The sequence below is a fragment of the Streptomyces sp. NPDC001889 genome (genome assembly GCF_053594535.1).
The window spans coordinates 107,697-120,243 of the sequence record NZ_JBSFER010000009.1; the positions used below are offsets into that span (position 1 = coordinate 107,697).

The window sequence follows — 12,547 nt, forward strand, 5'->3', positions numbered from 1 at the left end:
ATGGGGAACGCCGGCATGATCATCCCGGCCGTGCTGCTCTTCGGCGCGTTTCTGCTGAAGCTGCCCGCGCTCTGCCGCAACCGGCAGGACATCCTGCTGGGGGCCGTCTGCGGGCTGCTCCTGATGGGCGGGCTGGTCTTCCTGCTCGCCGCGGTGCCGACGATCGCGGCGATCAACCGGATCAGCGGTGTCCCCAACCTCGCCGCGCCCGTGGTCTACAGCGCGATCACCGCCTTCAGCGGCGCCTGTCTCATTCTCATCGTCATCTGGCGCGGCGGCACCACGGACACCACCCGCCGGACCTCCCGGATGTGTGTGATCGCCTACAGCGCGGTGATCCTCGCGCTGAACACCATGTTCCTGCTCGGCGAGGCGCCAGAGGAGCGGCTGCGGGACTTCGACACCCACTACGCCACCACCCCGTTCATCCGCGAGATGATCGTCCTCTATCTGCTGGCGCACGCGGTCGCGGCGGTGGTGACGGCGGTGCTGTGCTGGCGCTGGTCGCGGCGGGTCACCGGGGTGCTGCGGGCGGGTCTGGTGCTGATCGTCGTCGGCTATGTCCTCAATCTCGGTTTCGACGGCGTCAAACTCGCCGCGGTGGCGGCCCGCTGGGCCGGCCGCGACTGGGACGGGCTCAGCACCTCGGTGGCCCCGCCCCTGGTCTCCGTCGCCGCCCCGCTGGTCGGCGGCGGTTTCGTGCTGCCGCTGGTGGCCCAGCGTCTCGGCATCGGCTGGCGCACCGCCGTGCGCTACCGCAGGCTCGGCCCGCTGGCGGGCCGGCTGACCGGCTCGGCGTGCCAGGGCGGCCCCTCGGTGACGATCGGCCCCTGGGCCTCGCTGGAGCTGCGGCTGATCCGGCGGGAGGCCGCGATCCACGACGGGATCATCTTCCTGCGGCCGTACTTCGACACCGGGGTGTACGAGGAGGTGCACGCGCGCGCCCTGGCGCTCGGGCACTGCCCCGCGCGGGCGGGGATTCTCGCGGACGCGGCGATGATCGCCGCGGCGGGCGACGCCTGTGCGGCGGACCCGGGCCGGACCGAACTCTCCCCCGGTGCCCGGCCCGCGCAGCCGTCCACCCGGGCGGACGATCTCGTGGAGATGTCGCTCGCGCTGCGCTCCTCACCGCTGGTCCACGAGGTGCTGCGGCGCGCCGCCCCGTCGCGGGGCTGATCCGCCGGGGCGCGGTCCCGGGTCCGGTTCGACGGCGCCGGAGGCCCCCGGGTTCCCCGGGGATGGAGCGGCCAGCAGAATCCCGCCAAAGGTTCGGAGGAGCCGGGCGCGGCGCGAGGTCGCGCCCGTTCCGCGCCGGCGGGTGGGACCGGCATACCCATTACGGCCCCAACCGGCGCACTCTCCGGCTCGTCGCGGACCGTCCGGAGCCCCGCCGCGTGGCTGACACGCCCTGATCGTGTCCGGAAAACTCGCAACCTCGCCGGGCACCCGAGACCCCGCACCGAACCCTCTGTACGGTGTGGTGCCAGGCTGAGCCGCCGATCGAGCCGGGGGAGAGTGCAGTGGGCACCAGGAGCGCCATGCGCCAGCTCCGTGAGGATCTCGCGGGCGCTCTCGAACAGGCCGGGCCCACCGGACCGGAGGAAGTCTTCGCCGCGCTGTGCGCCCGGCTCGCCGAGCGCCGGGGCAGGCCGGTGGTGCTGCGTTTCGTGGACTTCCCGCCGCAGACGGCGAGCGGGCTCTATCTCGACATGGCGGACCGCGATGTCATCTGCGTCCAGGCCGGCACCCACCCCGTCCACCAGCTGATCATCTTCGGGCACGAGGTCTGGCACATGGTCGCGGGCCACAGCGGGCACCACGGCACGGCCGGGGCGGCGCGCGCCGGAGAGTGCGCCGGTTGGGGCCGTAATGGGTATGCCGGTCCCGCCCCCCCCCCCCCCCCCCCCCCCCCCCCGCGGGGCCCCCCCCCCCCCCCCGGCGGGTCCGGCGGCGGCGGCGCGCCTGGTGACCGGCGCCGAGGCGCCCGGCGGGGGCGCGGACGGCGGGCTGGACGCGGCCGTCCAGAGCCTGGCGGCCCGCACCGACTTCCGGCAGGCCCAGGAGACCGAGGCGGAGACCTTCGGTCTGGAGCTGGGCGCCCAGCTGCGCCGCTGGCTGGAGCGCCCGCCCGGCCGGGCCCCGCGCAGCGGCGTCGCCCAGCGCATCCAGGACTCCCTCGGGCACCGCCAGGGCTGATTCCTCCCATGCGCAACAGCGACTACTACGTCCCCGCCATCGCCCTCGGGATCGCCTTCGCCGCCAAACTGCCCGCGCTGCGGCGCGGACGGCACGACCCGATGGTGCGCTCGGTGCTGTTCCTGCTCTTCACGGCGGCGATCTGTTTCTTCTTCGCCGCCCCGCCGACCATCGCGGCGGTGAACCGGATCACCGGGGTCACCAATCTCTCGGCCCCGCTGGTCTACTGCATCATGTGCTCCTTCAGCTGTGCCTGTCTGGTGCTGATCGTCAACTGGCGCGGCGGCCCGGAGGAGCGGGTCCGCCGCAGCTCCCGGCGGTGGATCGCGGCGTACGGAGCGGCCATGGCGGCGCTGCCGCTGCTCTTCCTGGCGGGCGACGCCGGGGTGGAGCGGCTGCGGGACTTCGACACGTACTACGCGGGAACCCCGTTCATCCGGGAGATGATCGTCACCTATCTGGTGGCGCACATCGCCGCCGCCGCGGTGACGGTCGTGATGTGTCTGCGCTGGGCCCGGGCGGTGGCGCACTGGCTGCGGCTGGGCCTGGTGGTGCTGGTGGTCGGGCTGGCCTTCAATCTGGCCTTCGGGATCGCCAAGCTGACGGCGGTGGTGGCGCGGTGGACCGGCCGCGACTGGTCCACCCTGAGCACCACCGTGGCCCCGCCGCTGGCCGCGACCGGCGGTCTGGTGCTGACCGTGGGCTTTCTGCTGCCGCTGCTGGGCCCGAGGCTCACCGGGGTGCGCCGGGCCTGGCTGACGTACGCGCGACTGGGCCCGCTGGCCCGGTATCTGCGCTCCGCGCCGGGCGTCCGCCCTCCGCTGCCGGACATCCCCTGGTGGGCCCCGGCCGGGCTGCGGCTCACCGTGCGGGAGACGGCGATCCACGACGAACTGCTCAGGCTCCAGCCGTTCCTGGACGACCGGGTGCGGCAGCGGGCGTACGAGTCGGTGCTCGCGGGCGGCGCGCCGGGCCCGCAGGCGGTGATCGTGGGGGTCGCGGCGATGGTGATGGCGGCGGTGGGCTCGCGCGGTGACGCCGTGCCCCCGGCGGAGGACGAGGAGCATGTCCAGGCCGGCGCGGACGCGCTCACCGCGGCTCTCGCCCCGGGGCGCGACCGGCTGGTGCAGCTCTCCCGGGGGATGCGCTCCCCGCTGCTGACCGAGGCCGTCCGCGGCGCCGCCGCACCCTCCCCGCCGGCGGCCGGTCAGCCGCCGGGCCCCTCCCCCTCACAGAACGCGGAGACCAGGACCCGATGACGAGCCCCGCCCGTGTCCGTGCCGGCGAGAGGCCCCGCAGCCGCGCCGTCGTCCTCGGCGGCGGGCTGGCGGGCATGCTCACCGCCGCGGCCATGGACGGCCTGGTGGACGAGATCACCGTCGTCGAGCGCGATGTGCTCCCCGACGGCCCGGTGCCGCGCCGCTCGCTGCCGCAGGCCCGCCACACCCATCTGCTCTGGTCCGGCGGGGCCCGTGCCTTCGAGGAGCTGATACCCGGGATCACCGAGCGCTGGATCGCGGCGGGGGCGCGGCGGATTCCGCTGCCGACGGGGCTGGTCACGCTCTCCTCGCAGGGCTGGTTCCGACGGTGGCCGCAGACGCAGTTCACCATCGCGTGCACCCGGGATCTGCTGGACTCGGTCCTCCGCGAGCAGGTGCTGGGACGGCCGGCGGTGACCCTGCTCCAGGGGTTCGCGGTGGAGTCGCTGGCGGGCTCCGCCGACCGGGTGACGGGGGTGCGGGTGAGCGGCCCGGGGGGCCGGGAGCTGACGCTGGCCGCCGATCTGGTCGTCGACGCCTGCGGCCAGGGCTCGCGGGCCGTGGGCTGGCTCGGTGAGCTGGGCGTCGGCGGCATCGAGGAGGGCCGGGTCGACTCGGGTCTGGTGTACGCGACCCGGCTCTACCGGGCCCCGGCGAACAGCGGGGACTTCCCCGTCGTCAATGTCCAGGCGAACCCCGGCGATCCGGTCCCGGGCCGGACGGCGACGCTGGTCCCGGTGGAGGGCGGCCTCTGGATGGTGACGCTCTCGGGCACCCGGGGCGGCCGGCCGTCGGCGGACCCGGAGGAGTTCGAGCCGTACGCCCGCTCGGCGGTGCGCCATCCCGTCGTGGGCGAGCTGATCTCGCGGGCGGTGCCGCTCTCGGACGAGGTCGCGGTGACGCGCTCCACGGTCAACCGGCGCCGCTGGTTCGAGCGGGCCCCGCGCTGGCCGGAGGGGTTCATCGCGGTCGGTGACTCGGTGGCCACCTACAACCCGGTGTACGGGCAGGGCATGAGCGTCGCGGCGCAGGGGCTGGTGGGGCTGCGCGGCGCGCTGCTGCGCCACCGCCCCGACGAGCCGGGGTTCGCCCGCCGGGTGCAGCGGGCCGTCTCCCGGCCGGTCTCCGTCGCCTGGGATCTGGCGACGTCCACGGACATCCAGTACCCGGGTGCGGTCGGGCAGGGGCCGGTCGCGGGATCGGCTCTGGTGAACCGTTACGCCACCCGGCTGACGTACGGGGCGACGGGGCGCGCCCGGCTCACCCGGGCCTTCCTCGATGTGATCACCCTCTCCCGGCCGCTGTCGTCCTGGCTGCACCCGGACATCGTGGTGGCCGCCCTGCGCGGTCCCGGCCGGTCGCCGCTGACGGGCCCGCCGCTGACGGAGGAGGAGCTGAAGATCGTCTCGGGGGGAGGGAGCCCACCGCTGACCGGGTTCCCCCTCGAACCCCATGACATGTGATACACGTCACATCACTTGGTGGCGCCGGAGTGCTGCCGGGTGCGGCCCGAACCCCGTCTTACGGGCGAGGAGTTGTACCCGCAGCAGAGGAGCGCCCGGTGATTCCCACGGTCGAACAGCCCATCCCGGCCCAGCTCATCAGCGACGCCCCTCGGCCCGTCCCGCTGACGGTGTGGCTGACCTACGGCGCGCACGACCCGCTCGCGGTCCATATGACCTTCTCCGCGGACATGTCGCTCAATGGCACCGGGGTGACCTGGACTTTCGCCCGAGCGCTGCTGGAGGCGGGGCTGCGGGCCCCCTCGGGCGTGGGCGATGTGCGCGTCCGGCCCTGCGGCCGGGGCCGGACGGCGGTGGAGCTGCGGTCGTCGCAGGGAGTGGCGCTGCTGCGGTTCTCCACCGGGCGGCTGCGCCACTTCCTCCTCCGCACCTACGCGGCGGTCCCGGCCGATCTGGAGGCCGGCGCCCTGGACATCGACGGGACCGTGGCGGCGCTGCTGAGCGATGCGCGGGACTGGCAGGACTGACCCCCCTCGGGCCACCCGGGCCGCGCGCCGTACTACGGTCTGGACATGACGACTGCGGTGACCCGTACGGGTGTCGGCCCTCTGCTGCGCGGCTGGCGGGAGCGCCGGCGGGTGAGCCAGCTGGAACTGGCGCTGCGCGCGGACTCGTCGGCGCGCCACATCAGCTTCGTGGAGACGGGCCGTTCGCGCCCCAGCGAGGAGATGGTGCTGCGGCTGGCGGAGCATCTGGACGTCCCCGTCCGGGAGCGCAACTCCCTCCTGCTCGCCGCCGGTTACGCCCCCCGGTACGCGGAGACCCCGCTCGACGACCCCTCGATGGGGACGCTGCGGGAGGCCCTGGACCGGCTGCTCCGGGGCTATGAGCCCTATCCGGCGCTGGTCGTGGACGGCCTGTACCGGGTGGTGGCGGCCAACCGGGGGATCACGATGCTGCTGGACGGTGTGGCGGAGCATCTGCTGACCCCGCCGCTCAACGCGATGCGGATCACGCTCCACCCCGAGGGGCTCGCCCCGCGCATCCGCAATCTGCGGGAGTGGCGCGGCCACTTGCTGCACCAGATGGAGCGCCAGATCGCCCTGGTCCGCTCCGACGCCCTGCGGGAGCTGTACGAGGAGGTCGCCGCCTACCCGGTGCCGGAGGGCGGCGACGGCCGGAGCGGGGACGAGACGTTTCCGTACCCGTACTTCGCCCTGCCGATGGTGGTCGAGCACGAGGGGCGGGTGCTGTCGTTCGTGTCGTCGATCTCGACGTTCAACACACCGATGGATGTGACGGTCGCCGAGCTGGCCATCGAGACCATGCTGCCGGCGGACCCGGCGACCGTCGCGTATCTGCGCTCCCTCACTCCGTAGCGCGGGCGCGCAGCGCGGAGAACTGGAGCACGGCGAGAGCGGCCACGGTCAGCGCCTGGACCGGAATCCAGACGGCGCCCGCCGTGGTCGGGTCGAGCCAGAGGGCGAGCGCGGCGACGCTGACGGCGGCGTACAGCAGATTGGCCTCGACGACGGCCCGGACGGCGAGGCCGGCGGGCCGGGGGCGGGCGGCGACGGCGGCGACACCGGCCGCGTAGAGGAGCAGCGCGGCGCCGAGCACCAGGAGAAGACTCCGGTCGAGGCCGAGGAGCCGGGCGAGGGGGCCCGGGGCGACGAGACAGACGAGCCCGTTGACCCCGGTCACCACGGCGTCGAGGGCCAGGAAGCGGCGGAGCGCGGTCCCCGGCTCGGTGGTGCGGGCGATACCGGTGAGAAGCGTGGCGGTCATGGCGGATCGGCCTCCGTCGGGGGTTGTGGCGCCTGGTCGGGGAGGGAACCCGGGCGGAGTGCGCCGCCCGGGTTCCGTCCGCACCACAGTGCTCGACGGAGTGGGGGCCGGTCGATGACGCGCGGGGTAATGGCGGGCGGCGTCCCCGGTGCGTACGCGGGCGGGACCCGGGGCCGGCGCCCGGCGCGGCCCGGTCCCGGCGCGGATCAGGGCGCGGGTCAGTCCTGGTGCTGCGGGCGGATCACCGTGATGCCCGGCACCGGGGACGCACCCAGCGCCGCCAGGGCGTCCGGCGCGCCGTGCAGCCCCAGCTCACCGGTGATCAGCAGCTCGGGCCGGAGCGCACCGGTCGCGACCAGGGACATCATCGCCGGGTAGGCGTGGGCGGCCATGCCGTGGCTGCCGAGGATCTCCAGCTCCAGCGCGACCACCCGGTCCAGCGGGAGATGGACCCCGGCGGGCAGCAGGCCCACCTGCACGTGGCGGCCCTGGGGCCGCAGGCTCTCCAGGGAGTTGAGGCAGGTCACCGGGGAGCCCAGGGCGTCCAGGGAGAGATGGGCGCCGCCGCCGGTGGCCGAGCGGACCGCCGCCGGCACGCTCTCGCCGGAGGCCGCGTCCACACAGACCTCGGCGCCACAGGCCCGGGCCAGCTCCAGCGCGCCCGGGGAGATGTCGACCGCGACCACCCGGGCCCCGCAGGCGGCGGCGATCATCACCGCCGAGAGGCCGGCCCCGCCGCAGCCGTGCACCGCGACCCACTCCCCCGCCCGCACCCGGCCCGGTCCGGTCACCGCGCGGAAGGCGGTGGCGAAGCGGCAGCCCAGGGCCGCCGCCGTGGCGAAGGAGAGCGCTTCGGGCAGGGCGACCAGATTAGTGTCGGCCCGGTGCAGGGAGACGTACTGGGCGAACGACCCCCAGTCGGTGAACCCGGGCTGCCGCTGCCGCTCGCACACCTGCTGCGCGCCCCGGGCACAGGGCTCGCACCGGCCGCACGCGCAGATGAACGGCACGGTGACCCGGTCGCCCGGCCGCCACCGCAGCACCCCGGCGCCCACCGCCGCGACCACTCCGGACAGCTCGTGGCCGGGCACATGCGGCAGGGCTATCCCGGTGTCGTGGCCCATCCAGCCGTGCCAGTCGCTGCGGCACAGCCCGGTGGCCTCGACACGGACCACCGCGCCACCGGGTGCCGGCCGCGGGTCGGGCACCTCCGTCACCGAGAGCGGACCACCGAACTCCTCGAACACAACGGCGCGCACGGGAAACCTCCTCGGCTGGGCTGCGGGGGCCTGCGGCGGTGCTTCAGCTCGCGCCCACGCTATCCGAGCCGCCCGGGCCGACCGGGCTGTCCGGGCCGTTCGGGCCGTTCGGGCCGTTCGGGCCGTTCGGGCCGTTCGGGCCGGAGCCCTCAGCGCTGTCCGGGCCGTCGGAGGGAGGCACCGGCACCTGGGGTCCCGCGCACTCCCGCAGCCAGTGCCGCAGCACCCGGTGCACACTCTCCGCGCCGACGAGTTCGGCGCCGTCGTCGACGGGCGGGGAGAGATCCGCCGGATAGAGCAGAAACGGCTGGGACTGCTCGCCGCCGAGGCCGCCGTGCGAGCCGATCTGCTCCTCGAAGGCGTGCACCCGGCCGGTCTCCGGCTCGTACATCGAGTTGACCATGATGTCGGCGACATGGGGGAAGGTGTCGGTGCGGCGCACGGCGTCGGCCGCGCCCTTGCCGAAACCGGCGAGCGGCCCGTCGTCGGTCAGCTCCGCGATCGGCACCTCGACCCCGCCGGCGCCCAGCACCACCGAGCCGTGCCGTTCGCTGCGCACCAGCAGGAAGCCGATGCCGGGGTGGTCGGCCAGGGTGCTCAGCAGGGCGGGGTGACGGGCCTCGATCTGTTCGCGGCTGAGGCGTCCGGGCACATCCGGGAAGGAGATCAGGGCGAGGTTGCCCGAGGCGAGGACGACCGGCTCGGCGTCCGGGCCCGCCTCGGGCAGCGGGTCGCCCTCGGCCAGCCGCCGGTGGAGGGCTCCGCGCAGAGCGTCCCCGGCCGCGTCCCGGGCCTCGGCGCCGCACCGGGAGCGCTCGGCGCGCCGCGACACCGGCAGCCCGCACCCGGCCCGTACAAGATCCTTCAGCGTGAGTCCGTAGGCGCTCTCGAAGGTCTCCCCGGGGCTCTGTCCGTGGTCGGAGAGGAGCACGATCCGGTAGCCGCGCGGCGCGTGCTCGGCGACCTGGGAGATCAGGGTGAGGGAGCGGTCCAGGGACTGGAGCACCCGGCCCGCGTCCCGGCTGTGCGGCCCGGAGTGGTGGGCGACCTCGTCGTAGGCGACGAGGTCGGCGTAGACGGAGGTGCGGCCGGCCAGCATGTCCCCGATCACCGCGGCGACCACCACATCGCGCGAGACGACGGTGGCGAACGCCCGGATGAAGGGGTAGAGACCGCCGCGCGGGACCCTCGGTGTGTCGCCGCGCAGCCGGGCACGGGTGGACTGGCGCAGCTCACGGACCACTTCGGCGACGAAGGAGATCGCGGTGCGGACCGCGTTCGCGGGGTCGGAGAAGTAGACGAAGTAGCCGGCCCGGGAGCGGTTGGCCCGGCCGCGCCGGGTGGAGACGGAGAGCACCAGGGCGACCTGGTCAGCCCCGCCGCTGAAGAGGTTCCCCCGGCTCGCGCCGTCGAAGGTGAGCAGCCCTCCGTCGCCGGTCCGCTCGATGGCGCGGCGCTGGAGCTCGACGGCGCTGGCGGGCCGGTTGCTGACCATGATCCGGCCGCGGTCCTTCTCGTACCAGCGGAAGGCGGGGACGTCGTGGTTGGAGCCGTGGAGGATGCCCAGCTGGCTGGCGCCGGTCTGGCTGGACCAGTCGGTGCGCCAGGGGGTGAGCCGGTGGGTGCCGTCGAGCCAGTGGGCGACGGTGGGCATCAGCCCGTCCTTGGCGGCGCGCAGCAGCACCTCGTGGCCGACGCCGTCGAGCTGGAGGAAGAGCATTCCCGGGCAGGCCGGGTCGCCGCCGGCCTGCCCGGCGCGGCGTCTGCGGCGGGTGGCGAGCCGGGAGAGCCTGCGCCGGTAGGCGGTGTCGTCGCGCACGGCGAGCGCGGTGGAGGTGGCGGAGGCGACGGCCGACATCACCGCGGCGACGACGACGGCCGTCTCGGGGGCCGCGTCGCCGCGCCCGTCGGGGATCAGCCGCAGGGCGATCAGCAGCAGCGAGCCGTTGAGGAAGAAGACCAGCAGACCGAGGACGAGGGCGGGCACCAGCAGCAGGGCGCGCACCACCAGCGGCCAGACCAGCGCGGTGAGCAGGCCGAAGGCCCCGGCGCCCCAGGCGGCGGTCAGCGCGGTGCGGGTGACGCTGTCGCCGTCGGGGCCCTGGAGCCGGAAGTCCGGCAGGGCACCGGCGAGCGCCAGCATCGTCAGCGTGGAGACCGCCCACACCACGACCACCCGCAGCAGGGCACTCCCCGCCCTGCGCCATCGCCCTGCGGTCACACCGTCACCTCGTCCCGAATCGTCCTCCAGCGTGGCACAGCGCGCGGACCGCTCGGGACGGGGAGGGGTGGCGCGAGGGGGCGGGGCGGTCAGCAGCCGTCGTAGCCGGCGGTCGGCATGGAGAGCCGGCGGTGGACATCCGCCTTCATGGCGGCGTCGTACACCGGCTCGTCCTCGCCCGCCGTCTCCAGCGGTACGCCCCGGCGCGCGCACTCGGCGGCGAAGTCGGCCACCGAGGTCAGGGCGCGGGCCAGCACCTTCCCGGTGGGGACGAGGAAGAGATCGACCTGGCCGTCGTCCACATCGGCCCACAGTCCCCGGTGGTCGGGGCGGAGCCCGTAGAAGAGGAGGTGTCTGGTGACGGTGTGGCCGCGCTCGGCCGCCCAGCGGGCGCACATGGCCTGCTGGCCCCGGGTGTCGACCAGGAAGGGTTCCCGGTCCAGCTCTTCGAGGGGGGTCAGGCTGGCGATGGTCGCCACGCGTAAGCCGTTCATGGTCGTTCACCCTGCTCTCGTCGTTCGCGCCGAGCCTATCCCCCGGCCGGGCGGGCCGGTCAGGCCATAGGCTCGTAGGGAAAGCGTCGGGAGCTGGGAGGGTCGCGTGCCGGTGGAGGTCACTTGGTGGGGTCATGCCACCTGCACGGTCGAGGACTCCGGGACCCGGGTGCTGACCGATCCGCTGTTCGTCCGGCGGCTCGCGCATCTGCGGCGGCGGTGCGGGGCGGTGCCGCCGCCCGAGGCGGCGGAGGCGGACGCCGTGCTGGTCTCGCATCTGCACTCCGACCATCTGCATCTGCCGTCGCTGGGCCGGCTGGCGCCCGGGACGCGGCTGATCGTGCCGCGCGGGGCCGCGCGGGCGGTGCCGGGGGTGACCCGGCTGGGGCTGCGGGTGAGCGAGGTGGGGCCCGGGGACGAGGTGCGGGTGGGGCGGCTGACGGTACGGGCGGTGCCGGCGCGGCACGACGGGCGCAGGCTGCCGGTCGGCCCGCAGCGCTCGCCCGCGCTCGGGTTCGTGATCAGCGGGGAGACACGGACGTACTTCGCCGGGGACACCGGGCTCTTCGACTCGATGGCCGAGGAGGTCGGCGAGGTGGACACGGCGCTGCTGCCGGTCGGCGGGTGGGGGCCCTATCTGGGCCATGGCCACCTGGACGCGGGCCGCGCGGCGCTGGCGCTCGCGGCACTGAGACCGAGATGGGCGGTTCCGGTGCATTACGGGACGTACTGGCCGATCGGGATGGACGGGGTCCGGCCGCATGAGTTCTACGCCCCGGGCGACGAGTTCGTGCGGAAGGCCGCCGTGCTCGCGCCCGGGGTGTCGGTGTGCCGGCTGGGGCACGGGGAACGGTTCAGGCCGGAGGCCGCACGGTGAGTTCGCTGTCGGACGCGGTGGGGCGGGTCTCGGAGTTCCTGGCGGCGCTGCCGCCGGAGTCCACCCAGCAGGCGGTGGGGTACCCGTCGATCTTTCTGCTGGTGGCCCTGGGGGCGCTGGTGCCGGTGGTGCCGACGGGGGCGGTGGTCAGCTCGGCGGCGGTGGTGGCCTTCCATCAGTCGTCGCCGCTGACGCTGCTGTTCATCTTCCTGGTGGCGGCGGGCGCGGCGCTCCTCGGGGATGTGACGCTGTACTGGCTCGGGCAGCGCGGGGTGCGCTCCAGGAACGGCTCCCGCTGGCTGGAGCAGCTGCGGAGCCATGCGCCGGAGGAGCGGCTGGAGCAGGCGCGGCGGAAGCTGGAGGATCACGGGGTGGCGGTGCTGGTGCTCTCCCGGCTGATTCCGGCGGGGCGGATTCCGGTGATGATGGCGTGTCTGCTGGCGCGGATGCCGCTGCGGAGTTTTGTGCGGGGGGATGTGCCGGCGTGTCTGGCGTGGGCGGTGACGTATCAGCTGATCGGGATTCTGGGTGGGGTGCTGTTCGACCAGGCGTGGAAGGGGGTGGTGGTGGCGGTGGCGCTGACGGTGGCGATCAGCGGCGCCCCGATCCTCTGGCGCCGCCTCCGCCGCCCCACCCCCGGCAGCCAGGGCCGCCCCGCCTGACCCCGCGGGGTTCGTCCTCAAGCGACCTCCGGGAGGCGCCCCGGGCCGGGCTGGTTTTGCCCGGCCCCGCCGGAGAGCCGGGGCACGAAATCCAGCCCCTCCGGCGATTGAGGAGCGGGGGTTCGGGGGCCGGCCCCCGACCGGGACCCGCACCGTGCGGGCACCTGTGGACCAGGGTCCGTCCTCAAACGCCGGACACGCTGAGAATGCTCGGGCCACCCGGGGTGCAGGGCACGTCCTCAAACTCCCCCAGAGCCGCCTCCGGGAGGTGCCCCCAGACCGGCTGGGTTTGCTCAGCCCCGCCGCCGAGCTGAGCAATCCACCCGGC

General features: G+C 74.7%; 12 protein-coding genes. 8 read left to right on the top strand and 4 right to left on the bottom strand.

What is annotated here, in order from left to right:
* Positions 1-15 precede the first annotated feature (15 nt).
* From ACWCRA_RS12100 to ACWCRA_RS12125, 6 genes are all read left to right on the top strand, one after another.
* The gene (locus ACWCRA_RS12100) at positions 16-1,176 is read left to right on the top strand and encodes an MAB_1171c family putative transporter (RefSeq protein WP_451067376.1); all 1,161 of its coding nucleotides are present in this window, start codon (positions 16-18) and stop codon (positions 1,174-1,176) included.
* A gap of 789 nt (positions 1,177-1,965) precedes the next feature.
* Entirely contained in the window at positions 1,966-2,196 is a 231-nt protein-coding gene (locus ACWCRA_RS12105) for a hypothetical protein (protein ID WP_451067377.1), read from the top strand.
* A gap of 8 nt (positions 2,197-2,204) precedes the next feature.
* A complete protein-coding gene (locus ACWCRA_RS12110; protein WP_451067378.1) occupies positions 2,205-3,455 on the top strand; it encodes an MAB_1171c family putative transporter in 1,251 nt (416 codons plus the stop codon).
* Complete coding sequence (locus ACWCRA_RS12115; RefSeq protein ID WP_451067379.1) at positions 3,452-4,918, top strand: FAD-dependent oxidoreductase; 1,467 nt, start codon at positions 3,452-3,454, stop codon at positions 4,916-4,918. The genes ACWCRA_RS12110 and ACWCRA_RS12115 overlap by 4 nt, the downstream gene beginning before the upstream one ends.
* Positions 4,919-5,016: 98 nt before the next feature.
* Positions 5,017-5,445: an SsgA family sporulation/cell division regulator gene (locus tag ACWCRA_RS12120; RefSeq protein WP_351559561.1), complete on the top strand. Its 429-nt coding sequence runs from the start codon at positions 5,017-5,019 to the stop codon at positions 5,443-5,445.
* Between the two features lie 45 nt (positions 5,446-5,490).
* Entirely contained in the window at positions 5,491-6,297 is an 807-nt protein-coding gene (locus ACWCRA_RS12125) for a helix-turn-helix domain-containing protein (RefSeq protein ID WP_351559559.1), read from the top strand.
* On the opposite strand, the gene ACWCRA_RS12130 is transcribed toward ACWCRA_RS12125, so the two are convergent.
* The 4 genes from ACWCRA_RS12130 to ACWCRA_RS12145 all read right to left on the bottom strand — a co-directional run bounded on the left by ACWCRA_RS12130 (position 6,287) and on the right by ACWCRA_RS12145 (position 10,680).
* Positions 6,287-6,706: a hypothetical protein gene (locus tag ACWCRA_RS12130; RefSeq protein WP_351559557.1), complete on the bottom strand. Its 420-nt coding sequence runs from the start codon at positions 6,704-6,706 to the stop codon at positions 6,287-6,289. The genes ACWCRA_RS12125 and ACWCRA_RS12130 overlap by 11 nt on opposite strands.
* A 218-nt stretch (positions 6,707-6,924) precedes the next feature.
* Entirely contained in the window at positions 6,925-7,965 is a 1,041-nt protein-coding gene (locus ACWCRA_RS12135; protein WP_351559556.1) for a zinc-dependent alcohol dehydrogenase family protein, read from the bottom strand.
* Between the two features lie 43 nt (positions 7,966-8,008).
* Entirely contained in the window at positions 8,009-10,186 is a 2,178-nt protein-coding gene (locus ACWCRA_RS12140; RefSeq protein ID WP_451067380.1) for a phage holin family protein, read from the bottom strand.
* An 89-nt stretch (positions 10,187-10,275) separates the two neighbouring features.
* Entirely contained in the window at positions 10,276-10,680 is a 405-nt protein-coding gene (locus tag ACWCRA_RS12145; protein ID WP_351559552.1) for a hypothetical protein, read from the bottom strand.
* 106 nt (positions 10,681-10,786) lie between these two features.
* On the opposite strand from ACWCRA_RS12145, the gene ACWCRA_RS12150 reads away from it, so the two are divergent.
* Positions 10,787-11,557, top strand: a complete 771-nt coding sequence (locus tag ACWCRA_RS12150; RefSeq protein ID WP_351559550.1) for an MBL fold metallo-hydrolase — start codon at positions 10,787-10,789, stop codon at positions 11,555-11,557.
* Positions 11,554-12,219, top strand: coding sequence for a DedA family protein (locus ACWCRA_RS12155; protein WP_351559548.1), 666 nt, complete (start codon positions 11,554-11,556; stop codon positions 12,217-12,219). Before ACWCRA_RS12150 ends, ACWCRA_RS12155 begins: the two co-directional genes overlap by 4 nt.
* Positions 12,220-12,547 lie beyond the last annotated feature (328 nt).

Bases quoted from the DNA above. Each gene is read 5' to 3' on its own strand.
- ACWCRA_RS12130 (WP_351559557.1), bottom strand. From the start codon at position 6,706: ATGACCGCCACGCTTCTCACCGGTATCGCCCGCACCACCGAGCCGGGG.
- ACWCRA_RS12125 (WP_351559559.1), top strand. From the start codon at position 5,491: ATGACGACTGCGGTGACCCGTACGGGTGTCGGCCCTCTGCTGCGCGGC.
- ACWCRA_RS12115 (WP_451067379.1), top strand. From the start codon at position 3,452: ATGACGAGCCCCGCCCGTGTCCGTGCCGGCGAGAGGCCCCGCAGCCGC.
- ACWCRA_RS12110 (WP_451067378.1), top strand. From the start codon at position 2,205: ATGCGCAACAGCGACTACTACGTCCCCGCCATCGCCCTCGGGATCGCC.
- ACWCRA_RS12100 (WP_451067376.1), top strand. From the start codon at position 16: ATGATCATCCCGGCCGTGCTGCTCTTCGGCGCGTTTCTGCTGAAGCTG.
- ACWCRA_RS12145 (WP_351559552.1), bottom strand. From the start codon at position 10,680: ATGAACGGCTTACGCGTGGCGACCATCGCCAGCCTGACCCCCCTCGAA.